Annotated in this window: 22 protein-coding genes; 17 read left to right on the top strand and 5 right to left on the bottom strand. The window is 69.4% G+C overall.

Annotation, left to right across the window (positions count from 1 at the left end; all coding sequences use genetic code 11):
• Positions 1-88: 88 nt before the first annotated feature.
• Positions 89-637 carry a DUF3833 domain-containing protein gene (locus tag BEI_RS09090; protein ID WP_097789217.1) on the bottom strand — a complete coding sequence of 183 codons (549 nt, stop codon included), beginning with the start codon at positions 635-637 and terminating at the stop codon, positions 89-91.
• A 278-nt stretch (positions 638-915) separates the two neighbouring features.
• On the opposite strand from BEI_RS09090, the gene BEI_RS09085 reads away from it, so the two are divergent.
• The 7 genes from BEI_RS09085 (at position 916) to yidD (ending at position 6,352) form a co-directional block, all read left to right on the top strand.
• Complete coding sequence (locus tag BEI_RS09085; protein ID WP_097789216.1) at positions 916-1,770, top strand: ATP-dependent zinc protease family protein; 855 nt, start codon at positions 916-918, stop codon at positions 1,768-1,770.
• A 24-nt stretch (positions 1,771-1,794) separates the two neighbouring features.
• Complete coding sequence (locus tag BEI_RS09080; protein ID WP_097789215.1) at positions 1,795-3,306, top strand: inactive transglutaminase family protein; 1,512 nt, start codon at positions 1,795-1,797, stop codon at positions 3,304-3,306.
• 4 nt (positions 3,307-3,310) lie between these two features.
• Positions 3,311-4,300 (top strand): alpha-L-glutamate ligase-like protein, encoded by a 990-nt coding sequence (locus BEI_RS09075; protein ID WP_097789214.1) that lies wholly within the window; start codon positions 3,311-3,313, stop codon positions 4,298-4,300.
• Between the two features lie 173 nt (positions 4,301-4,473).
• Positions 4,474-5,019, top strand: coding sequence for a hypothetical protein (locus tag BEI_RS09070; RefSeq protein ID WP_097789213.1), 546 nt, complete (start codon positions 4,474-4,476; stop codon positions 5,017-5,019).
• A 67-nt stretch (positions 5,020-5,086) separates the two neighbouring features.
• The gene (locus BEI_RS09065; protein WP_097791042.1) at positions 5,087-5,554 is read left to right on the top strand and encodes a transcriptional repressor; all 468 of its coding nucleotides are present in this window, start codon (positions 5,087-5,089) and stop codon (positions 5,552-5,554) included.
• Positions 5,551-6,000 carry a phosphoribosyl-AMP cyclohydrolase gene (gene hisI / locus BEI_RS09060; protein WP_097789212.1) on the top strand — a complete coding sequence of 150 codons (450 nt, stop codon included), beginning with the start codon at positions 5,551-5,553 and terminating at the stop codon, positions 5,998-6,000. The genes BEI_RS09065 and hisI overlap by 4 nt, the downstream gene beginning before the upstream one ends.
• A 31-nt stretch (positions 6,001-6,031) precedes the next feature.
• Complete coding sequence (gene yidD, locus BEI_RS09055) at positions 6,032-6,352, top strand: membrane protein insertion efficiency factor YidD (protein ID WP_227644659.1); 321 nt, start codon at positions 6,032-6,034, stop codon at positions 6,350-6,352.
• 118 nt (positions 6,353-6,470) lie between these two features.
• On the opposite strand, the gene BEI_RS09050 is transcribed toward yidD, so the two are convergent.
• Positions 6,471-6,896, bottom strand: a complete 426-nt coding sequence (locus BEI_RS09050; RefSeq protein WP_097789210.1) for a SufE family protein — start codon at positions 6,894-6,896, stop codon at positions 6,471-6,473.
• Positions 6,893-8,026: a tyrosine-type recombinase/integrase gene (locus tag BEI_RS09045; protein WP_193765185.1), complete on the bottom strand. Its 1,134-nt coding sequence runs from the start codon at positions 8,024-8,026 to the stop codon at positions 6,893-6,895. Before BEI_RS09045 ends, BEI_RS09050 begins: the two co-directional genes overlap by 4 nt.
• A 293-nt stretch (positions 8,027-8,319) precedes the next feature.
• Between BEI_RS09045 and BEI_RS09040 the strand changes: the two genes are divergently transcribed.
• On the top strand, positions 8,320-9,393 hold the full coding sequence (locus tag BEI_RS09040) for a DNA-binding protein (protein ID WP_097789209.1): 1,074 nt from the start codon (positions 8,320-8,322) through the stop codon (positions 9,391-9,393).
• A gap of 144 nt (positions 9,394-9,537) precedes the next feature.
• On the opposite strand, the gene nfuA is transcribed toward BEI_RS09040, so the two are convergent.
• Positions 9,538-10,128, bottom strand: a complete 591-nt coding sequence (nfuA, locus tag BEI_RS09035; protein ID WP_097789208.1) for a Fe-S biogenesis protein NfuA — start codon at positions 10,126-10,128, stop codon at positions 9,538-9,540.
• Positions 10,129-10,471: 343 nt separating this feature from the next.
• On the opposite strand from nfuA, the gene metH reads away from it, so the two are divergent.
• From metH to BEI_RS09015, 4 genes are all read left to right on the top strand, one after another.
• A complete protein-coding gene (metH, locus tag BEI_RS09030) occupies positions 10,472-14,173 on the top strand; it encodes a methionine synthase (protein WP_097789207.1) in 3,702 nt (1,233 codons plus the stop codon).
• A 63-nt stretch (positions 14,174-14,236) separates the two neighbouring features.
• Positions 14,237-15,565: an MATE family efflux transporter gene (locus BEI_RS09025; RefSeq protein WP_097789206.1), complete on the top strand. Its 1,329-nt coding sequence runs from the start codon at positions 14,237-14,239 to the stop codon at positions 15,563-15,565.
• Between the two features lie 120 nt (positions 15,566-15,685).
• The gene (locus BEI_RS09020; protein WP_097789205.1) at positions 15,686-17,338 is read left to right on the top strand and encodes a nitrite/sulfite reductase; all 1,653 of its coding nucleotides are present in this window, start codon (positions 15,686-15,688) and stop codon (positions 17,336-17,338) included.
• The gene (locus BEI_RS09015; protein WP_097789204.1) at positions 17,331-17,852 is read left to right on the top strand and encodes a DUF934 domain-containing protein; all 522 of its coding nucleotides are present in this window, start codon (positions 17,331-17,333) and stop codon (positions 17,850-17,852) included. Before BEI_RS09020 ends, BEI_RS09015 begins: the two co-directional genes overlap by 8 nt.
• Before the next feature lie 153 nt (positions 17,853-18,005).
• Here the strand turns inward: BEI_RS09015 and smrA are convergent, their stop codons facing one another.
• Positions 18,006-18,596, bottom strand: coding sequence for a DNA endonuclease SmrA (smrA, locus tag BEI_RS09010; protein WP_097789203.1), 591 nt, complete (start codon positions 18,594-18,596; stop codon positions 18,006-18,008).
• 119 nt (positions 18,597-18,715) lie between these two features.
• Here smrA and BEI_RS09005 point away from each other — a divergent pair, with 119 nt between their 5' ends.
• The 5 genes from BEI_RS09005 (at position 18,716) to BEI_RS08985 (ending at position 21,198) form a co-directional block, all read left to right on the top strand.
• Positions 18,716-19,135: a gamma-glutamylcyclotransferase family protein gene (locus BEI_RS09005; protein WP_097789202.1), complete on the top strand. Its 420-nt coding sequence runs from the start codon at positions 18,716-18,718 to the stop codon at positions 19,133-19,135.
• Between the two features lie 125 nt (positions 19,136-19,260).
• A complete protein-coding gene (locus BEI_RS09000; RefSeq protein WP_097789201.1) occupies positions 19,261-19,722 on the top strand; it encodes an MgtC/SapB family protein in 462 nt (153 codons plus the stop codon).
• A gap of 96 nt (positions 19,723-19,818) precedes the next feature.
• A complete protein-coding gene (locus BEI_RS08995) occupies positions 19,819-20,160 on the top strand; it encodes an arsenate reductase family protein (RefSeq protein ID WP_097789200.1) in 342 nt (113 codons plus the stop codon).
• Positions 20,161-20,185: 25 nt separating this feature from the next.
• Positions 20,186-20,809 carry an NAD(P)H:quinone oxidoreductase gene (wrbA, locus tag BEI_RS08990; RefSeq protein WP_097789199.1) on the top strand — a complete coding sequence of 208 codons (624 nt, stop codon included), beginning with the start codon at positions 20,186-20,188 and terminating at the stop codon, positions 20,807-20,809.
• Complete coding sequence (locus BEI_RS08985; protein ID WP_097789198.1) at positions 20,806-21,198, top strand: DUF2069 domain-containing protein; 393 nt, start codon at positions 20,806-20,808, stop codon at positions 21,196-21,198. Before wrbA ends, BEI_RS08985 begins: the two co-directional genes overlap by 4 nt.
• Positions 21,199-21,215 lie beyond the last annotated feature (17 nt).

The following is a 21,215-nucleotide window of genomic DNA, read 5'->3' as shown; positions in this document are numbered from 1 at the left end:
GAGACCGGGCCCGGATGGCGGACCCGTCATGGGAGTGGGCGTAGTTCCAGTGTAGTACGGCTGTTGTCCTACTGTGGTACTAGGTCATCTAGTTCGCGCCGAACCCTCGACGCTCGAACACCAGCGTGATCTCGGCCAGCGTCAGGCCGAACTTGCGCATGGCCGTGCGATTGATCAGTCGCCCGTCCGGCTGGAGGTACATCCAGTCGTCCATGGTGAAGGTGATGGCACGCTCGTCGACCACGACCTCGAGGGGATAGCGCATGTGGAAGACGTGGCCGACCTGGCGAGCCTCGACGGGCCCCTCGACATCGTCGGCCTGGCCGATCCAGCGCGTGTCGTCGAGACGCCGGAAGGTCCAGACCCGCCGATCCGTTTCACCGTCGGCATAGGCGAAACGCTCGTCCAGGGTCAGGGTATCGCCGTCGAGCCGGCCCTGGATGTCGACCGTGAACCGCCGCTGGACGGCTCCGGAATAGTCCTGGACCATGCCCCAGGCCCGTGTCTGCCCGGCGAAATAATCGCCGATGTCGAGTGCCGGCGTCGTGCCGGCGTAGCGCGAGAGGTCGACGCTGCCGCAGCCGGCGAGCAGCAACAGGAGCCAGGGCGGCAGCAACAGGCGGCATAATCTGTACATAGGGTTTCGATCTGTAGAGGGCTTGGATAAAGATCCTAGCCCAAAGACCCCGGACACGCCATGGTACGGCCCCTCGGGTGCCCGCCCCGTAACTTCGCATAATGTATATTATGTTAAATCCTTACCATGGAGATACCGTGCAACCCCGGCATCCCGCCCTCCGGGACGGGGCCCGCCGTGGACAGCCCGGCCCCTGCTCCTTATCATCGCGACATTCCGCGTCGTCCCGGCGCGGCCGTCCGTGTTCCCGACCGCCCGAGCCAAGGATGTCCTCCTCCATGCCGATTCGATCCGTCGCTCTCCTTCTGCCGATCGCCGGTGGCCTGTTGCTCGGCGGCTGCGCCCTGGCCCCGCTCGAGCGCCCGTCCCCGCCCGATCCGCTGACGCCGTCGGCCTTCGAGGCGCGCATGGAAGGCCTGGAAGCCCGGTTGGCGGCCCATTGCGCGGACCAGCGCGAGGCCCTGGCCCGGCACCGGGAGGAGCAGCTGGCCCTGACCGCCGACGTCCGGGAGGTCGGCTACCTGTTGCGAGGCCTCGAGGACGACCTGGATCGCCTGAGCGACGAGCCCCAGCGTCCCGCCACGGTCGCCGACTGCCCGGCCGAGGACGAGCGGCTGGCCAACAAGACCCTGGTCGGCCGCAACGAATGGGTGGGCCTGCCTGACGTGGGCACCTTCCTGGAGGCCCGGATCGATTCCGGGGCCAACACCTCCTCGCTGTCGGCTACCGAGATCACCGCCTTCGAGCGCGATGGCGAGGACTGGGTGCGCTTCAAGCTGGGGCTGAACGAGGACGACGCCGTGATCGAGGCCATCCGCGGCCGATGGATCGAGGCACCGGTGGAGCGCCGGGTCCGGATCGTCCAGGCCACGGGCGAGGAATCCCGCCCGGTGATCCGGTTGCTGATGAGCCTGGGGCCGATCCGGGAAAACGTCGAGTTCACCCTCAGTGATCGCACCCACCTGGATTTCCCGGTGCTGCTGGGCCGTCGCTTCCTGATGGACATCGCCATCATCGACGTGGCCCGTCGGCATGTGCATCCACGTCCCTCCTTCCCCACGCCGCCGGACGCGGACGCCGAGGGGGAGCCCGAGACGACCGACGAGGCGGCCTCGCCCCGATCCGCCGGATAGACGCCCTCCTTCCAGGAAGCCAAGATGTCCCGACTGCCCTTCTATCTGATCGTCGCCCTGTTGCTGGCCGCTGGTATCGGCCTGAGCGTGCACCGTCACGTCCAGTTCGAGGTCCCCTGGACGCCGGGCGAACTCCGCCAGGTCTGGGAGATCGAGGCGCAGGTGAATTTCCGCGCCGAGGGCGGCCCGGTCAAGGTGAACATGGCACTGCCCTCCACCCAGCGCGGCTTCCGGCTGCTCACCGAACACACCGCCTCGCCCGGGTACGGGCTGAGCTACCTGGAGGAGGACGGCGTCCGTCGGGCCCTGTGGTCGACCCGCGAGGCGGCCGGCAGCCAGCAGCTCTACTACAGCGCCCAGATCCTCGCGGCGCCCCAGGCCCGCGGCAACGAGGTGCCGGCCCCGCGCCCGGATCCCTCGGTGGCCTGGGAGCCGCCCTACGACACCGCGGCGAGTGAGGTCATCGAGCGGGCCTGGTCGCGCAGCGCCGATGCCTTCACCTTCGCCAGGGAGCTGATCCGCGACTTCGGCGACGAACGCCAAGGCGAGAATGCCCGCCTGCTGCTGACGCAGTTCGATCGCGTGCCGCTGCTGGTGCGCCTGCTCAACCAGGCGGACGTGCCGGCCCGGGAAGTCAGCGGCCTGCTGCTCGAGCACGGCCGTCGCCGCCAGACCCTGACGTCCTGGATACAGGTGCATGACGGTGACCAGAGCGCCCTCTTCGACCCGTCCACCGGCACCCAGGGGCGTCCCGACAACCTGCTCCTCTGGGAGGCCGCCGGCCAGGCCGTGCTCGAGGTGGAGGGCGGGACCAACTCCCGGGTGACCTTCTCCATGCTGTCGCGCAACCAGCCCGCCGCCGCCGCGGTGCGCAGCCAGCTGGCCGAGGATGCGGGGACCCTGCTCAACTTCTCCATTCACAGCCTGCCCCTGGAGGAGCAGGCGCTCTTCCAGACCATCCTGCTGATCCCCATCGGCGCGCTGGTGGTGGTGATCCTGCGCGTCCTGGTGGGCATCAAGACCTCGGGCACCTTCATGCCCGTGTTGATCGCGCTGGCGTTCATCCAGACCACCCTGGTCACCGGTCTGGTCGGCTTCCTGCTGGTGGTCGCCGTGGGGCTGGTGATCCGCAATTACCTGTCCTACCTCAACCTGTTGCTGGTGGCCCGGGTCACGGCGGTGATCATCACGGTCATCGCCATCATCTCGCTGTTCTCGGTGCTGGCCTTTCGCTTCGGCCTCAACGCCGGGCTGCAGATCACCTTCTTCCCGATGATCATCCTGTCCTGGACCATCGAGCGCATGTCGATCCTGTGGGAGGAGGAAGGGCCCAAGGAGGTGCTGATCCAGGGCGGCGGCAGCCTGCTCACCGCGGTACTCGCCTACCTGGCGATGAACAACCCCTGGGTGCGCCACATCACCTTCAACTTCCTCGGCGTCCAGCTGATCCTGATGGCCCTGATCCTGATGCTCGGCAACTACACCGGGTATCGGCTGCTGGAACTGCGGCGCTTCAAGCCGGTGACGGAGGACTGAGCCCATGTGGACCTCTCCCGGCCGCCTCCGTGCCAAGGGCATCATCGGCATGAACCGGCGCAACATTCGCTACATCGGCCGGTACAACGATCGGCGGCTCTACCCGCTGGTCGACGACAAGCTCAAGACCAAGCTGCTGGCCCAGCAGCATGCCATCACCACGCCGGCGCTGATCGGCACGGTGACGACCCAGTTCGGCGTCAAGCACATCCGCGAGATGCTCGAGGGCCATCACGGCTTCGTGATCAAGCCGGCCAAGGGCAGCGGCGGCAAGGGCATCCTGGTCATCGAGTACCGGGACGGCGCGCACTTCGTCAAGCCGAGCGGCGCCCATCTCGCGCTCGGCGACGTGGAGCGCCACGTCTCCAACATCCTCTCGGGCCTGTACTCCCTCGGTGGCTCCCCCGACGTGGCCGTGATCGAGGCGCTGATCAACTTCGACGAGAGCCTCTCCGAATACACCTACGAGGGCGTGCCGGACATCCGCGTCATCGTCTTCAAGGGCTACCCGGTCATGGCCATGATGCGGGTGTCCACCGCCGCCTCGGACGGCAAGGCCAACCTGCACCAGGGCGCCGTGGGGGTGGGCATCGACATCGCCAGCGGGACCGCGATCCGCGGCGTCCAGTTCGACCGCTCCCGCCACGATCATCCGGACACCGGCCACGAGCTCGCCAGCCTCTCGATCCCCGGCTGGGAGACCCTCCTGCGGCTGGCCGCGGGCTGCTACGAGATGACCGCCCTGGGCTACCTGGGCACCGACATGGTGCTCGACCGCGATCACGGGCCCATGCTGCTGGAGCTCAATGCCCGTCCCGGCCTGGCCATCCAGATGGCCAACGGCGAGGGCCTGCGCCCGCGCCTCGATCTCGTCGAACGCCAGGCGGATGGCGTGCCCGTCGAGGAGCGCGTGGCCTTCGCCCAGCACCACTTCGCCCGTCGCAGCGAGCTCGCCACCCCGCAGCCGGATCGGGCGGCGGTCCCCAGTGCCTGAGGCCGAGAGGCGGCCGTCGGGCGCGATCGCTCGTCTGCGCATGGCACTCGGCGTGAGTCGGGCACCGTTGGTTGAGCGCGGATCGAGGCGATCGCGCCCCGGCGAAGAGGCATCTATTCTGGGCATTCGCGCGCCTTCTTCCCACAACGATGACAACAGGGAGACGCTCGATCATGACCCCACTCGCCGAGGATCCCCAGCCCCGGGAGGTGCTCCGCCTGGCTCGCGACCACGAGGCTCAGGAGATGCGCCGCTATCGCCGCCTGGCCTTCCGCTTCCTGCCCTTCGGTCAGGGACTCAGCCGCCTGATGGCGAGTCTCGGTATCGCCTGCGAGCACCGTCGCCAGGCCTGCGAGGCCGCGGGCGGCCGGCTCGGCCTGTCCCTGCCCCTCGAGGCCGAGCGGGCGCGCCAGGTGGCCACCCTGCCCGGGGTCGCCTCCGGCTGCCTGATCCTAGGTCAGGGCCACGCCCTGGCGGTGCTCAAGCGGACCCGGGCCGCGGCGGAGCAGTCGCGGCGCTTCTCGCGCTATTGCCTCGACAGCCGGCTGCTGCCGGCCCTGTCGCCCCTCTGGCGGGACCTGGCGTCACAGAAGGCGGCGGAGTGCCGGCTCCTCGATGAGCTGATGGCGGCCTACGCCGGCACCTCACCCCTCCCCCCGGCCACGTCCGTCCGGCCTCGCCGCGCCTGGTCCGCCGCGGGGCGCCCGCTGGCCCCATGAGGCGGCTGGCTCCGGACTCCGGGGGCGCGTAGAATATCGGGTTCATTCCGACGACTGCATGGCCCGCATGACCGATTCCCGCGCCCTGATGCACCAGGCCGAGCGACAGTGCCGCCGCCGAGGCGTGCGCTTCACCCCGATCCGTCAACGGGTGCTGCAGATGATCGCCGACACCCGGGGCGGTCTGAAGGCCTATGACCTGCTGGATCGGCTCGCCGCCGAGCATGCGTCGGCGCGCCCTCCCACGGTGTACCGCGCCCTGGAATTCCTCATCGACCAGGGCCTGGTGCACCGCATCGAATCGCTGAATGCCTATGTGGCCTGCCCCTGCCCGGAACATGCCCACGGCTTCCAGCTGCTGATCTGCCGCGATTGCGGCCGGGTGGAGGAGCTGCATCTCGACGAGATCAACGAGCAGCTGAATCGCCGGGCCCGGGAGCAGGGCTTCGCGGTCCAGCGCCAGACCATCGAGCTGCTCGGCCAGTGCGAGCCCTGTCGCCGGGCCGAGGCCATGACCCCCGAGGAGCCCGCATGACCGACACCTTCAAGGCGCTGGAAGGCGCCGAGCGCGACAGTCGTCGCCCGCTGTCCGAGGTTCTCGACGCCATTCGCTTCAACGCCGAGGGCCTGATCCCCGCCATCGCCCAGCAGCACGACAGTGGCGAGGTGTTGATGATGGCGTGGATGAACCGCGAGGCGCTGGAGGAGACCCTGGCCACCGGGCGGGTCTGTTACTGGTCGCGCTCCCGCGGCAAGCTGTGGCGCAAGGGCGAGTCGTCCGGCCAGCAGCAGCGACTGCGGGGCGCCGCCCTGGACCGCGACGGCGACACCCTGCTGCTGCAGGTGGATCAGACCGGCCCCGCCTGTCACAGCGGCCGGCGCAGCTGCTTCTACGTGGCCCTGGAAGGCGATCGGGCGCGGATCACCTCCGCGCCGCTGATCGCCCCCGAGGCGCTCTACGGCGCCAAGGCTCCGCGCTGAGGCCATGCGCTCGTCGCGGTGGGGACGGGGGATGAGCCGTGGGCTGGCCGGCGTGCTGATCGGCCTGGTCCGGCTCTACCAGCTGACCATCAGTCCGCTGCTCGGCCCGCGCTGCCGCTACTGGCCGAGCTGTTCGCACTACACGGCGGAGGCCCTGAGGGTGCATGGCCCGCTGCGGGGCGGCTGGCTGGGAGCGAAGCGGATCCTGCGCTGCCACCCCGGGGCCGACGGCGGGATCGACCCGGTGCCCGGCGGCCCCAGCGAGCGGCTGTGCCGGGAGGATCCGGAGCTCGACGAGCATTACCACCACCGCGATCCCGACACCTCGTCCCCGGACGCGTCATCCCGCTAGCGCCGGCCTCCTCGGCCGCTCGGCATCTCGCCGTTCCAGTCACGACCCCGCCCGCCGCCGATATCACGGTCGCCTGCGAGCGCCTTGGCCATCCGCAGGTCGGCGGGGACGGCCCCGTTCAGGCGACTTCCTGCTCGGCGACCCGATAGATGCGCTCCAGCATGGCATTCAGCCCGTTGCTGCGGGTCGGGGAGAGATGCTTGTCGAGCCCGAGGTCCTTGAGGAAGTGCGGACTGGTGCCGCGAATGTCCTCGGGGCGGCGATCGTTGTAGATGCGCATCAGCACGGCGATCAGCCCCGAGACGATGGCGGCATCGGAGATGGCCTGGAACTGCAGGCGCTCCCCCTCGCGCCGATGGTGCATCCAGACGTTGGACTGGCAGCCCTGGATCTTGCGCTCCTCGGTCTTCCACTCCTCGGGGAAGGCAGGCAGCTGCTTGCCCAGATCGATGATGTACTGGTAGCGATCCATCCAGTTGTCGAACATCTCGAACTCCTCCAGGAGTTCCTGCTGGGCCTGCTCGGCGGTGATCTCGTTGCTCATGGCGCCTCCTCACTGTGTTGGGGCCATTGTACCGCCCGAGCCGGGGTGGCCGACAGGCCATGGCGCGACTGCTGGCGGTGCCACTCCGCCTCCTCGGCATGGAGGTAGCGGGCCGTGGTATCGAGCCGTGAATGGCGCGCCGTCTCGGCCAGATAGCGCAGCTCGACGCCGGCCTGGGCCTGGTGGGTGAGCGCCGTGTGTCGCAGCCAGTGCGGCGTGGCCCGTCGCAGCAGCGCCGCCTCCCGGGCCGCCTCGGCACCGAGCCGGTCCTCGGGCGCCTCGGCGGCCTCCCGGAAGGTCTGGCGGATCAATCGATAGAGACGGTTCTCGCCGAGACCGCGATGTCCGTCCAGCCCGCGCAGCACCGGCGTGGCCTCGTCGGGCCGCGGTTCCGGGGGCAATCCCAGGGCCCCCCGCCACTCGCCGAGCAGTCGCCGCATGTCGGGGGGCACCGGGATGCTGGCCGCCTTGCCGCCCTTCCCCACCGTGTGCCACCACCACCGGCCCTCGCGAGGGCGGAAGTCGTTCATCCTGGCCGCGGCCATCTCGCCGATCCGCGGGGCGAGCAGGTAGGCGAACCCGAAGGCCAGGCGCCGCCGCTCGCGCTCGAAGCGCGCCCGGGGCGATGTCTCCGGCGCCGGCTGGTGATCCAGCCAGCCCCATAGCCAGTCCCACAGCGGCCGCTCCAGGTAGCGCTCCACCCTCCCCTGACGGTTGTCCAGCCGCCGACGCTTGTCGCGCATCAGCCGAAAGGGGTTGTGATCGAGCCAGCCCGCCTCCCGCGGCCAGGCGAAGAGCCCCTGCAGGATCACCAGGCTCTGGCGACGACTGGCCGGGGACAAGGGCCCGCGGAAGGGTCGCCAGCGCGGATCCCGGCGCGGGCGCGTGGGCCCCACCCAGCGTTCGCGGGGACGGGGATCGCCGAGGAAGGCCTCGAAGGCGTCCAGGTGCTCCCGGCGCATCTCGGCCAGGGCCATCCCCCGATCGGCCAGCCAGAGCAGCAATCGCTCCGCCTCGCGGCGATAGGCCCGCTGGGTGTGCGGGCTGCCGCGGTACTCGACCAGCCACAGCGCCACCGCCTCGGCGTCGCTCCGGGCCGGGATATGCGCCCGGCCCGTCCCGGCGGGCACCGCCTACCCCGCCGCCACCTCGGGCCGCTCCAGCACCGCCGCCAGCGCCTGCCCGATGCCTGCCTCCGTCATTCCCGTGCCTCCCTGCTCCTGTCGATGGGCTCCTGGCGACTCAGTGTCGCCCGCGTAAGCCTTCATGATCAAGATAAGCCGCGTAATCTTGCTCCTATGCCCTGGGGAATAACGTAGATTACGTTTTACGTATTACGTAATAAGCTTTATCCCGCCCCCTGCCCGAGGTATAGTGACGCCATCACGGGCCCGGAGGGGCCTTCGAATCCAAGGAGACCGGCATGGCGCGCAGCGGGGTGCAGTACGAGGATGTCCAGCGGGCGATCGATGGCCTGATGGCCAGGGGCGAGGCGCCCAGCGTGCAGAAGATACGCGAGACCCTGGGGACGGGGAGCTTCACCACCATCAGCGAGCACCTCCGGGAATGGCGAAAGCGCCGCGAGGAGAATCGCGACGTGCCGCCGCCGCGAGGCATGCCCGCCGCCTTGCAGGAGCTCGCCGAATCCCTCTGGCAACAGGCCCAGGAGTCGGCCAACGAGGCGCTCGCCCACTATCGCCGGGAAGCCGACGACAAGGTGGCCGACGCCCGGGAGGCGACCGCCGAGGCCGAGCGCCAGGCCGAGGATGCCCAGCAGCGGGAATCGGCCCTGTCCGCGCACCTGGCCCGCACCGAGGAGCGCCTCACCGAACGGACCGCCGAATTCGCCCGCCTGCAGGCCGACCATGACGCCCTGGCAAGCCGCGAGGCCCGGCAGCGCGAGACCCTCCAGCGACTGGAGACGCGCCTGGACGAACTGCAGGGCGAGCTCGAGCGCCAGGCCCAGGCGCACCGCCAGGCCCTCGCCGATCAGGAGGCGGTCCATCAACAGCGTCTCGCCCAGGAGGAACAACGGCACGAGACCGCCGAGGCCCGCCTGATGAGCCTGCTCGACGAGGCTCGCCAGGAGCGCCAGGCCGCGGAGAAGGCCCAGGCCACGCGTCAGGATCGTCTGGAGAAGCGCCTCGAGGCGAGCCAGGCGGAACAGCAATCGCTGCGCGAGGAGCTTGCCGAGGAACAGCGCCGGCGGCGCACCGAGGAACAGGCCCGCCGCGACGCCGAGGCCGCCCGAACGGCGCTGCAGGAGGAGAAGGCGCGCCTCGCGGCGCAGGTGGAGGACGGCGCGAAGGCCCTGGCCTCACGCCAGGCCCGCATCGAGGCACTGGAGCGGCGCCTCGAGGATCGCCTCTGGTCGTCGCTGGAGAGCCTCCGCGAGACCCGGGAGCGGCTCGACGAGACGGCCGAAAACGACGCGGGCCCCGCTAGTGCGGGGCCCGAGAAGGCAGACAATGCCGAGAACCAAGCAAGGAAGCGCTGATTTGCGTCGCGAGCGAAGATAGGCCGGTTGCCGCCGGCGCGGAGCGACCGGAGTTTACGTGCTGCTAAATGAGGATCGCGACGGTCCGACGCCTCGGCACCGCCGGCGGCCGGCCTATCGAGCGCAGCAGCAAATCAGGGTTTCCTAGCGGTAGTAGGCGTTGGTGGTGTCCGTATGATCGGTCACGTCCCGGATGCCGGCGAGCTCCGGGATGCGCTCCATCAGGGTCTTCTCGACGCCTTCCTTGAGGGTCAGGTCCACCGCGGCGCAACCCTGGCAGCCGCCGCCGAAGGCCAGCACGGCGACCTGGTCCTCGGTCAGCTCGACCAGCTTGATCTCGCCGCCATGGGCCGCGAGCCCGGGATTGATCTCGCTGTAGAGGACATAGTTGACGCGATCTTCCAGCGGGCTGTCCGCGTTGACCTTGGGCATCTTGGCGTTGGGCGCCTTGATGGTCAGCTGGCCGCCCATGCGATCGGCGTTGAAATCCACCACCGCCTCCTCGAGGAAGGGCAGGCTGTTCTTGTCCAGGTAGACGACGATCTTCTCGAGCTCCAGGCGCTCATCGCTGGGCTCTTCCTCCCCGGGCCGGCAGTACGCCAGGCAGGTCTCGGCGTAGGGGGTGCCCGGCTGGGTGATGAAGATGCGCACGGCGATCCCCTCGACGTTCTGCTTGGCCAGCAGCTCGGCAAGGTAATCCTGGGCGCTGTCGGTGATCTGGATGGTGTCGCTCATGGTGCTCTCGCTGTCGAGCCGCGCCTGGGCGCGGGCCGGGAATGAGGATTTGGGGTCATGGTAAGCGACTGCCCGCCCCCTGACAATCCCGACCGTGACGCTGGGTTTTAGCCCTCCTGCTCGCCTCGCTCCTCGCTCGCCAGCCCTTGCCCTCGCCCCATGAAAATCGCTCAACGGAAGGATGAAGGACGCGACAGGGGCGGCCCCTGCCCCGGTGCCGCGGGTTTTGCTAGGATAGTGGGCTTGTCCGGCCCCGTGCCGGCCCCGACGGACGCCCCACGCCACAAAGAGAAAGCGCCGTCGCCGCGCCCCGACGCCCCTACGCTGGAGATAGACTCGACCCATGGCCGCCGTTCCGACCCCCCTGACCGCCACCCTCACCGACAGCCTCCGCCGGCGCATCCTGATGCTGGACGGGGGCATGGGCACCATGCTGCAGAATGCCGCGCTGTCGGAGGAGGACTTCCGCGGGGAACGCTTCGCCGACTGGCCCTCCGAGCTCAAGGGCAACAACGACCTGCTGGCGCTGACCTGCCCGGAGCTGGTGACGCGGATCCACCGGGACTACCTGGAGGCCGGCGCCGACATCGTCGAGACCAACACCTTCAACAGCACCCGCCTGTCCCAGTCCGACTACGGCATGGAAGCGCTGGTGCCCGAACTCAACCGGGAATCGGCGCGCCTGGCCCGGGCGGTGTGCGACGCCGTGGCCGAGGAGACCGGCGTGCCGCGCTATGTCGCCGGGGTGCTCGGCCCGACCTCGCGGACCGCCTCGCTGTCGCCGGACGTCAACGACCCGGCCAAGCGCAACGTCACCTTCGACGAGCTGCGCGACAACTACCGGGAAGCCGCCGAGGCGCTGATCGCCGGCGGCAGCGGCCTGATCCTGATCGAGACCATCTTCGACACCCTCAATGCCAAGGCGGCCATCTACGCCCTGGAGGAGCTGTTCGAAGACCGCGGCGAACGGCTCCCGGTGATGATCTCCGGCACCATCACCGATGCCTCCGGGCGCACCCTCTCCGGCCAGACCACCGAGGCGTTCTGGAACTCGATCCGTCACGCCCGGCCGCTCTCCGTGGGCCTGAACTGCGCCCTGGGGGCCGAGGAACTGCGCCCCTACCTCAAGGAGCTCGCCGAGAAGGCCGACACCTTCGTCTCGGCTCACCCCAACGCCGGCCTGCCCAACGAGTTCGGCGAGTACGACCAGACGCCCGAGGAGATGGCCGCCATCGTCGCCGAGTTCGCGCGCAGCGGGCTGGTCAACATCATCGGCGGCTGCTGCGGGTCCACGCCCGAGCACATCGCGGCCATTCACCGGGCCATCCAGGGCCTGGCGCCCCGCGAGCTCCCCGAGCGCTCGCTGGCCTGCCGCCTGTCGGGCCTCGAGCCGTTCAACATCGAGCACGACTCGCTGTTCGTCAACGTCGGCGAGCGCACCAACGTCACCGGGTCGGCCCGCTTCAAGCGGCTGATCAAGGAAGAGGACTACACCACCGCCCTGGAGGTGGCCCTCGAGCAGGTGGAGAACGGCGCCCAGGTCATCGACGTCAACATGGACGAGGGCATGCTGGAGTCCGAGGAGGCCATGGTGCGCTTCCTCAACCTGATCGCCGGCGAGCCCGACATCGCCCGGGTGCCGATCATGGTCGACTCCTCCAAGTGGGAGATCCTCGAGGCCGGGCTCAAGTGCATCCAGGGCAAGGCCGTGGTCAACTCCATCTCGCTCAAGGAGGGCGAGGCCGCCTTCCGCGAGCAGGCCACCAAGTGCCGGCGCTTCGGCGCCGCCGTGGTGGTGATGGCCTTCGACGAGCAGGGCCAGGCCGACACCTTCGCGCGCAAGACCGAGATCTGCCAGCGCGCCTACCGGTTGCTGGTGGACGAGATCGGCTTCCCGCCGGAAGACATCATCTTCGACCCCAACATCTTCGCCATCGCCACCGGCATCGAGGAGCACGACAACTACGCCGTGGACTTCATCGAGGCCACCCGCTGGATCCGCGAGCACCTGCCCCACGCCATGGTCTCCGGCGGCGTGTCCAACGTCTCCTTCTCGTTCCGCGGCAACAACCCGGTGCGCGAGGCCATCCACTCGGTGTTCCTCTACCATGCCATCCGCGCCGGCCTGACCATGGGCATCGTCAACGCCGGCCAGCTGGCGGTCTACGACGACCTGCCCGAGGAACTGCGCGAGGCCGTGGAGGACGTGGTCCTGAACCGGCGCGGCGATTCCACCGAGCGGCTGCTCGACCTGGCCGACAAGTACAAGGGCGACGGCAGCGGCGGCGCCAGGAAGGAGGACCTGGAGTGGCGCTCCTGGGAGGTGGAGAAGCGCATCGAGCACGCCCTGGTCAAGGGCATCACCGCCTACATCGAGGAAGACACCGAGCTGGCGCGTCGGCGGGCCGCGCGTCCCATCGAGGTCATCGAGGGCCCGCTGATGGACGGCATGAACGTGGTCGGCGACCTGTTCGGCGCGGGCAAGATGTTCCTCCCCCAGGTGGTCAAGTCGGCCCGGGTCATGAAGCAGGCGGTGGCCTACCTGATCCCCTTCATCGAGGCGGAGAAGAGTGCCGACACCCAGGCCAAGGGCAAGATCGTCATGGCCACCGTCAAGGGCGACGTCCACGACATCGGCAAGAACATCGTCGGCGTCGTCCTGCAGTGCAACAACTACGAGGTGATCGACCTCGGCGTGATGGTGCCGGCGGAGAGGATCCTGCAGACGGCGAAGGAAGAGAACGCCGACATCATCGGCCTGTCCGGGCTGATCACGCCCTCGCTGGACGAGATGGTCCATGTGGCCAAGGAGATGCAGCGCCAGGGCTTCGAGATCCCGCTGCTGATCGGCGGGGCCACCACCTCCAAGGCCCATACCGCGGTGAAGATCGAGCCGGGCTACGAGCATCCGGTGATCTACGTCACCGACGCCTCCCGGGCGGTGGGCGTGGCCGGCAAGCTGCTCTCGCCGGGCCTCAAGGAGGCCTACGTGGCCGAGATCCGGGCCGAGTACGAGACCGTGCGCGAGCGCAACGCCAAGCGCCGCCCCAAGGCCGCCGAGATGAGCTACGCCGAGGCGCGCCGCCACAAGCCGGCCCTGGACTGGGACGCCTACACCCCGCCGCGCCCGGCGATGACCGGCCTCGAGGTCTTCGACGACTATGACCTGCAGGCGCTGGTCGAGCGCATCGACTGGACGCCCTTCTTCATGAGCTGGCAGCTGGCCGGCAAGTACCCCGCGATCCTCGACGACGCCAAGGTCGGCGAGGCGGCACGGCACCTCTTCGCCGACGCCCAGGCGATGCTGGCGCGCCTGATCGACGAGCGTCTGATCCAGGCTCGCGGGGTGATCGGCCTGTGGCCGGCCAACACCGTCGACGACGACGTCATCGAGGTCTATGCCGACGAGTCACGCACCGAGGTGATCGAGCGCCTGCACCACATCCGCCAGCAGACCGCCAAGAATCGCGAGGGCGTCTGCTACAGCCTGGCCGATTTCGTCGCCCCCCGGGACAGCGGCAAGCCGGACTGGATCGGCGGCTTCGCGGTGACCACCGGCCACGGCGTCGAGGCGCTCGCCGAGCGCTACAAGGCCGCCGGCGACGACTACAACGCCATCATGGTCCAGGCGCTGGCCGACCGCCTCGCCGAGGCCTTCGCCGAGCACATGCACGAGCGGGTGCGCAAGGAATTCTGGGGCTACGCCGCCGACGAGGCCCTGGACAACGAGGCGCTGATCGCCGAGAAGTATCAGGGCATCCGACCGGCGCCGGGCTACCCCGCCTGCCCGGACCACACCGAGAAGGCCACCCTCTTCCGGTTGCTCGACGCCGAGGCCAACGCCGGGCTCGAGCTGACCGAGAGCTTCGCCATGTGGCCCGCCGCGGCCGTCTCCGGCTGGTACTTCGCCCATCCCCGGTCGAAGTACTTCTCCACCGGCAAGATCACCCGCGACCAGGTCGAGGCGCTGGCCGAACGCAAGGGCATGTCCCTGGAAGAGCTGGAGCGCTGGCTCATGCCGGTGCTCTCCTACGATCCGAGCTGATGTCCAACCGCCCCGCACCGGGCCCGCAGCTCGGGCCCGGCATCGACACCCAGGGTCACCGGCATGCTGCCTGACGCCTCGCGCCGCCAGACCATCCTGCGTCTCGCCCTGCCGATCATCGGCGGCATGCTCACCCAGAGCCTGCTCAACCTGGTCGATGCCGCCCTGGTGGGCTCGCTCGGCGAGGTCCCCCTGGCGGCGGTCGGCATCGGGGGCTACGCCATCTTCCTGGTCAGCGCCGTGGTGTTCGGCCTGTCCTCCGGGGTACAGGCCCAGACCGCCCGCCGCCACGGCGAGCAGGACTGGGGACGCCGGGCCCTGGCGCTCAATGCCGGCCTCGCCATCGCGCTGGTCGTGGCGGTCCCCCTGACCCTGCTGTGCCTGTGGCAGGCGCCGACGCTGCTCGCGCTGATCCAGCAGGACCCGGCGGTGAACGCCGAGGCGGTCGGCTACTTTCGCTGGCGGGTCGTGTCGCTGCTGCCCGTGGCGATGATCTTCTGCTACCGCGGCTACTGGAACGGCATCCAGGAGACCGGCGTCTACCTGCGCATCATCCTGCTGATGCACCTGATCAATGTGGTGGCCAGCGTGGGGCTGATCTTCGGGCTCGCCGGCCTGCCCGCCATGGGGGCCGCCGGCGCCGGCGCCGGCACCACCCTCTCGCTCTACGCCGGCCTGGCCATCTGGTCGGTCCTGAGCCTGCGCCACGCCAGGCCCAGCGGCTTCCTGGCGTGCCGCCCCCGGGCCCGGACCTACCTCACCACCCTGCGGCTGGCCGCCCCGCATTCCTTCCAGCAGATCTGGTTCGCCGCCGGCTACGCGGTGCTGTTCTGGATCCTCGCCCAGATCGGCACCGCCAGCGTGGCGGTGGGCCACGTGCTGGTGAACCTCTCGTTGCTGCTGATCCTGCCCGGCGTGGGGCTCGGCATGGCGGCGATGAGCCTGGTCGGCCAGTCGCTGGGACGTCAGGATCACCGCGACGCCCACCGCTGGGGCTGGGACGTGGTCCGGCTGGCCTGGCCCTGCCTGGCGGTGATCGCCCTGCCCATGGCGGTACTGCCCGAGGCGGTGCTGTCCCTCTTCCTGCACGACGAGGCGTTGATCGCCATGGGGCGGTTGCCGCTACAGCTCACCGCGGTGATGATCGTGCTGGACGCCGCCGCCGTGGTCTTCGCCCAGGCCCTGCTGGGTGCCGGCGCCAACCGCACCGTGATGACCATGACCCTGACCCTGCAGTGGCTGGTCTTCCTGCCCCTGGCCTGGTGGGTCGGCGTCCAGCAGGGAGAAGGGCTGGTCGGCATCTGGTGGGTCCAGCTCGTCTACCGGTGTCTCAATTCCGCCGGTTTCGTGCTGATCTGGCAGCGCCGCCGCTGGCAGCGGCTGGCCATCTGAGGCGGTTGCCTCATTCCATTTCGAATATAAACTATGAAGATTTATTCTTTTATAGAATAAACGCGGCCCGTTAAGGTAGTCGCCAAGCTTCACCACTTCCCAGTTGCAGGTAAGCGCTGAATGTACCGTTACGACACCCATGACCAGACCCTGGTCGACGAGCGCGTCGCCCAGTTCCGCGACCAGATGCGTCGCTACCTCGAGGGCAAGATCAGCGACGAGGAGTTTCTGCCGCTGCGCGTGCAGAACGGTCTCTATATCCAGCGCTATGCGCCCATGCTGCGTATCGCCATCCCCTACGGCATGCTGGCTTCCTACCAGCTGCGCAAGCTCGGTGAGATCGCCGCGCGCTACGATCGTGGCTACGGACACTTCACCACCCGCACCAACCTGCAGCTCAACTGGCCCGCGCTCGAGGACGTGCCGGACATCCTGGCCGAGCTGGCCAGCGTCCAGATGCACGCCATCCAGACCAGCGGCAACGACATCCGCAACACCACCACCGACCAGTTCTCCGGCATCGCCGCCGACGAGGAGGTCGATCCGCGCCCGTGGTGCGAGCTGGTCCGCCAATGGTCCACCTTCCACCCGGAGTTCGCCTACCTGCCGCGCAAGTTCAAGATCGCCGTCACCGGCGCCGAAGAGGATCGCGCGGCCATCCAGGTGCACGACGTGGGCCTGCGCCTGTGGCGCGACGATGCCGGCGAGGTGCGGGTCCGGGTGCTGGCCGGCGGCGGGCTGGGCCGCACGCCGATGATCGGCGAGACGGTGTGCGAGGACCTGCCCTGGCAGCACCTGCTGACCTATCTCGAGGCCATCCTGCGCGTCTACAACCAGTTCGGTCGCCGGGACAACAAGTTCAAGGCGCGGATCAAGATCCTGGTCAAGGCACTGGGCGTCGAGGAGTTCCGCCGCCGGGTCGAGGCCGAGTGGGCCCACCTCAAGGACGGTCCCCAGACCCTCACCGAGGAGGCCGTGGCGGCCGTGGCCGACCACTTCGTCGACCCCGAGCGCCGCGAGGTGGCCCCGGAAGCCCTCGAGGCCTTCGAGGCGCTGCGTGCCGAGAACCGTGCCTTCGCCCGCTTCGTGACCAACAACGTCACCGATCACAAGGTCCCCGGCTACAAGGCCGTGACCCTGTCGCTCAAGCGCCGCGAGCACTCCCCGGGCGACGTCACCTCCGAGCAGATGGCTGCCATCGCCGACCTGGCCGACGAGTACAGTTACGGCGAGCTGCGGGTGACCCACGAACAGAACCTGGTGCTCACCGACGTGCCGGTGGATCGCCTGGAGGAGCTCTGGCAGCGCCTCGAGTCGCTGGGCCTCGCCAACCCCACCGTGGGCACCCTGGCCGACCTCATCTGCTGCCCCGGCGGCGACTACTGCGGCCTGGCCAACGCCAAGTCGATCCCGGTCGCCCATGCCATCCAGGAGCGCTTCGAGGACCTGGACTTCCTCTATGACCTGGGGCCGCTGGAGCTCAACATCTCCGGCTGCATGAACGCCTGCGGCCACCACCACGTGGGCCACATCGGCATCCTGGGCGTCGACAAGAAGGGCGAGGAGTACTACCAGATCTCGCTGGGCGGCAGCCAGGGCAATGGCGCCTCCCTGGGCAAGATCCTCGGCCCCTCCTTCTACCGCGAGGACGTACCGTCGGTGATCGATAAGCTGCTGCAGGTCTACGTCGGCGAACGCACCCCCGACGAGACCTTCGTCGACACCTACCGCCGCATCGGCCTGAAACCCTTCAAGGAGCGTGTCTATGCCTGAGCCGACCAGCCAGCGTCCCCTGATCGCCGACCGTCGCGTCGTCACCGACGCCTGGGCCCTCTGCGAGGCGGCCGAGCAGCGCCCCGAGGGCCGGCCGGCCATCATCCCGCTCGCCGACTGGCAGGCCTCGTCCAAGGGCGAGGACCTCGCCCCCTGGCTGCCGAGCGATACCGAGATGACCGCCGAACTGGCCCGGGAGCTCGAGGCCGCCCCTCTGGTGGCCATCGACTTCCCCAAGTTCACCGATGGCCGCGGCTACAGCATCGCGCGCCTGCTGCGCGAGCGTCACGGGTACCGGGGCCAGATCCGCGCCGTGGGCGATGTCCTCATCGACCAGCTGTTCTACATGTCCCGCTGCGGCTTCGACGCCTTCCTGCTGCGCGAGGACCAGCTCGTCGAGGATGCCCTCCAGGCGCTGGATACCTTCAGCCGCAGCTACCAGCCCGGCACGGACGACCCGGAGCCCCTCTTCCGCCGCCGCCTGCGCGAGGCGCACAAGACCGCCGCCGCCTGATCAACGGCGGCGGAACGACGACGCCGGCCCTCGAGGCCGGCGTCGTCGTTTCTTGTCACCCGAGTCCATGTGGGGCAGCCCGGGTCGGGGGCTGAGCCACCCGGCGTGTCGCCGCGCGCGAAACCCGCCCGATCGACCCCGCGAGTCCGGCATTCAGCCGCGGCGCTTCTGCTGTCGCTCCCGGTTCGCCGCCCGCGCCCGCTCGCTCTTGCGCAACATGACCCAGGTGGCGCCGAGGCCGCCGTCGGCCTGGCTCGCCGACACGAAGGCCTGGACCTCGTCGAAGGCGGCCAGCCACTTGGCCAGGTAGGAGCGCAGGACGTTCGGGGGGCTGTCGATCTCGCGGCCGCGGCCATGGACGATCAGCACCGAGCGCAGGTCGTGCTCCACGGCGTCGCGCAGGAAGACCGGCAGGGAGCGCCGACACTCCTCCAGCGGACGGCGCAGCAGGTGCAGGCTGGCCTGGACCGGGTAGCCGCCGTGCCGCAGGCGATCCACCACCCCCTGCTGGATGCCGTCACGGCGGAAGTCCAGGGGATCGAAGGGCGGCACCAGGTCGACGAAGTCGTCCGAGAGGATGTCGTCGGCCTCGCCGCCGCCGGCGGCACTCTCGCGCCGGGCGAGCTGGGCCTCGCTGGGGCCCTGCCGCCGGCGGCCGGGATGGGCCCGGTCATGGCCACGGGTCAAGGGCCTCACATCGCCCATCAGGGCCCGGAAATCCGCATCGTCGTGAGGGGTCGTCATGGCGTGTGCCTCCTGACCGGTGGGGCGGGATCTCCCATCCTAGCAAAGCACGATGGCGGCCTTAAGTCCGGCGACGGACCATGGCAGCATGGGCCTTTTCCCCCTGCACGGAGGCCGTCATGCCCTCGGCTCGCCTGATGATCGCCCTGCCGCTGGCGGCCACCCCCCTCGCGGTGGGCGCCTGGCTATGGCTGGTGCTGCTCAGTCCCTGGACCTACGATCGGCCCGAGCATCTCGCCCCGGTGGCCCCGGGGTCGCACGCCCTCTTCGTCTACGGAACCCTGCGTCACGCGCCAGTGCGCTGGCTGGTCTACGGCCGCACCGGGGATCCCGAGGAGGCGGTGCTCCCCGGCTATCGTCGCGAGGAGCTCGACCTCGAGCCGGATCCCGACGGACGCGTCGAGGGCCTGCTGCTGCGCGTCGATGCCGGGGAACTGACCCGGCTCGACCGCTACGAACGCCTGGGGATCCGTTATGAACGGGTGCGAGTGACCCTGGCGGATGGGCGAAACGCCTGGACGTACCGCCGACTGGACTAGTTTCCGGGTCAGGCCGATACGAGTGGTGATCAGAGTGATAACGGTATAATTTATCCGACCCGCTGTCGCCGTCTTCCGGCTCTGTCACACTGGGAGAGCGCTTCGGATCGGGAACGGAGGGGCCCATGGACGCCGAGATCTCGCTGCTGGACATGTTCACCCGCCTGGGGGCGGCCGCCGGCCTCGCCCTGATCCTGGGCCTGGAGCGAGAACTCCGCGGCAAGCCCGCCGGGCTGCGCTCGCACATGCTGGTCGCCCTGGGGGCCGCGGCCTTCCTGATCGTGGGCCTGGAGATCCTCTACGCCACCGCCGAGGGCGATCCCTCCGCGCGCATCGATCCCACCCGCATCGTCGAAGGGGTGATCGGCGGCATCGGCTTCCTGGGCGCCGGGAGCATCATCCGCAGCGGCACCAGCGTCCATGGCATCACCACCGGGGCCTCCATCTGGCTCGCCGGGGCCATCGGCATCGCCGCGGGCGTCAGCAACTACCCGCTCGCCGCCATGGTCACGGGCCTGGCCCTGGTCATCATGTCGGTGCTCGGGGCCATCGAGCGCGCCCTGCCCCGCCATCGGCGCAGCGACTGAGCCCCTGTCGGGCGCCCGGGGCCGCGGTTGTGGCGCTCTTCGCTCGCGGCCTACAATAAGCCGCGTTCATTCGCGCGACACAAGGATTCTCGCCCCATGCTCACCCTGCTGCACAATCCGCGCTGCTCCAAGTCCCGTCAGGCCCTCGCCCTGCTGGAGGAGCGCGGCGCCGACGTTCGAGTCCGCCGCTACCTCGATGAGCCCCTCGACGAGGCCGCGCTGCGTGACCTGCTGTCACGCCTGGACGGCGACCACCGAGCCCTGGTGCGGACCAACGAGGCCGAGTGGAAGGCCCTGGATGCCGACATCGACGATCCGGAGCAGGTGGTGAGCGCCATCGTCGCCCATCCCCGCATCATGCAGCGGCCCATCGCCGACGATGGCCGACGGGCGGTGATCGGACGCCCGCCGGAAGACGTGCTCGGCCTGCTCGACTGATCCTCACCCGCTACCAGGAAGCCCCATGTCCGATCCCTTGCCCTACGTATTGATCCTCTACTACTCCCGCTTCGGGGCCACCCGCGCCAGGGCCAAGCGCATGGCCGCCGGCGTGGAAGCCTGCCGCGGCATCGAGGCCCGGCTGCGGACCGTCCCGCCGGTGTCGCCCACCTGCGAGGCGGTGGACCCGGAGATTCCTGCCGAAGGCGCGGTCTACGCCAGCCTGGACGATCTGCGCCACTGTGCGGGCCTGGCACTGGGCAGCCCCACGCGGTTCGGCAACATGGCCGCGCCACTGAAGCATTTCGTCGACACCACCAGCGAGCTGTGGCTGGGAGGGACCCTGGTGGACAAGCCCGCCACGGCCTTCACCTCCACCTCGAGCCTGCACGGCGGCCAGGAGACCACCCTGATCTCCATGCTGCTGCCCTTGCTGCACCACGGCATGGTCTATGCGGGGCTGCCCTACAGCGAGACCGCCCTGATGGCGACCCAGGGGGGCGGCACGCCCTATGGCGCCAGTCACCTGGCCGGGCAGCGCAGCGACCGTCCTCTCGACGAACACGAGCGCCAGCTCACCTTCGCCCAGGGCAAGCGCCTGGCACGGCTCGCCCTGGCCCTTCACCACCGCGCCGGAGCTCCCGCATGAGACGCTGGCTGGAAGATCTCGAGGCCCGCAAGGGGCTGGACACCCTGACCGCCGGCTCCCGCCGGCTGGTGCTGGCGAGCTATGTCGTGCTGCTGGCGCTGATGCTCTACCGCGGCCTGGTGGTGCAGAGCGACGGCAGCCCCGTGGGCCCGCTGGTGGCCTTCGTGCTGCCGCTGCTGCTGTTCCTGCCGTCGATCCTCACGCGGCGGGCTCGGGGACACGCCTGGCTGGCCTTCGTCAGCCTGCTCTACTTCACCCAGGGCGTGATGGTCGCCACCCTCCCCGGCCAGGGCCTGCGTGGCCTGGCCGAGGCCCTGATCTCCCTGGCCCTGTTCACCGGCTGCATGGGCTATGCCCGTTTCCGCAGCCGTCAACTGCGGGCCAGTTGAGAGCCGGTCCCGCCCAG

Source organism: Halomonas beimenensis (genome assembly GCF_002549795.1).
In the GTDB taxonomy this organism is placed as follows: domain Bacteria; phylum Pseudomonadota; class Gammaproteobacteria; order Pseudomonadales; family Halomonadaceae; genus Halomonas; species Halomonas beimenensis.
The sequence above is the reverse complement of the archived record's forward strand: the minus strand, read 5'-3'. Positions and strand labels throughout refer to the sequence as shown.

What these genes read in the sequence shown, in the direction of transcription:
- BEI_RS09090 (WP_097789217.1), bottom strand. Translation starts at nt 637, where the DNA reads ATGTACAGATTATGCCGCCTGTTGCTGCCGCCCTGGCTCCTGTTGCTG.
- BEI_RS09085 (WP_097789216.1), top strand. Translation starts at nt 916, where the DNA reads ATGCCGATTCGATCCGTCGCTCTCCTTCTGCCGATCGCCGGTGGCCTG.
- BEI_RS09080 (WP_097789215.1), top strand. Translation starts at nt 1,795, where the DNA reads ATGTCCCGACTGCCCTTCTATCTGATCGTCGCCCTGTTGCTGGCCGCT.
- BEI_RS09075 (WP_097789214.1), top strand. Translation starts at nt 3,311, where the DNA reads ATGTGGACCTCTCCCGGCCGCCTCCGTGCCAAGGGCATCATCGGCATG.
- BEI_RS09070 (WP_097789213.1), top strand. Translation starts at nt 4,474, where the DNA reads ATGACCCCACTCGCCGAGGATCCCCAGCCCCGGGAGGTGCTCCGCCTG.
- BEI_RS09065 (WP_097791042.1), top strand. Translation starts at nt 5,087, where the DNA reads ATGACCGATTCCCGCGCCCTGATGCACCAGGCCGAGCGACAGTGCCGC.
- hisI (WP_097789212.1), top strand. Translation starts at nt 5,551, where the DNA reads ATGACCGACACCTTCAAGGCGCTGGAAGGCGCCGAGCGCGACAGTCGT.
- yidD (WP_227644659.1), top strand. Translation starts at nt 6,032, where the DNA reads ATGAGCCGTGGGCTGGCCGGCGTGCTGATCGGCCTGGTCCGGCTCTAC.
- BEI_RS09050 (WP_097789210.1), bottom strand. Translation starts at nt 6,896, where the DNA reads ATGAGCAACGAGATCACCGCCGAGCAGGCCCAGCAGGAACTCCTGGAG.
- BEI_RS09040 (WP_097789209.1), top strand. Translation starts at nt 8,320, where the DNA reads ATGGCGCGCAGCGGGGTGCAGTACGAGGATGTCCAGCGGGCGATCGAT.
- nfuA (WP_097789208.1), bottom strand. Translation starts at nt 10,128, where the DNA reads ATGAGCGACACCATCCAGATCACCGACAGCGCCCAGGATTACCTTGCC.
- metH (WP_097789207.1), top strand. Translation starts at nt 10,472, where the DNA reads ATGGCCGCCGTTCCGACCCCCCTGACCGCCACCCTCACCGACAGCCTC.
- BEI_RS09025 (WP_097789206.1), top strand. Translation starts at nt 14,237, where the DNA reads ATGCTGCCTGACGCCTCGCGCCGCCAGACCATCCTGCGTCTCGCCCTG.
- BEI_RS09020 (WP_097789205.1), top strand. Translation starts at nt 15,686, where the DNA reads ATGTACCGTTACGACACCCATGACCAGACCCTGGTCGACGAGCGCGTC.
- BEI_RS09015 (WP_097789204.1), top strand. Translation starts at nt 17,331, where the DNA reads ATGCCTGAGCCGACCAGCCAGCGTCCCCTGATCGCCGACCGTCGCGTC.
- smrA (WP_097789203.1), bottom strand. Translation starts at nt 18,596, where the DNA reads ATGACGACCCCTCACGACGATGCGGATTTCCGGGCCCTGATGGGCGAT.
- BEI_RS09005 (WP_097789202.1), top strand. Translation starts at nt 18,716, where the DNA reads ATGCCCTCGGCTCGCCTGATGATCGCCCTGCCGCTGGCGGCCACCCCC.
- BEI_RS09000 (WP_097789201.1), top strand. Translation starts at nt 19,261, where the DNA reads ATGGACGCCGAGATCTCGCTGCTGGACATGTTCACCCGCCTGGGGGCG.
- BEI_RS08995 (WP_097789200.1), top strand. Translation starts at nt 19,819, where the DNA reads ATGCTCACCCTGCTGCACAATCCGCGCTGCTCCAAGTCCCGTCAGGCC.
- wrbA (WP_097789199.1), top strand. Translation starts at nt 20,186, where the DNA reads ATGTCCGATCCCTTGCCCTACGTATTGATCCTCTACTACTCCCGCTTC.
- BEI_RS08985 (WP_097789198.1), top strand. Translation starts at nt 20,806, where the DNA reads ATGAGACGCTGGCTGGAAGATCTCGAGGCCCGCAAGGGGCTGGACACC.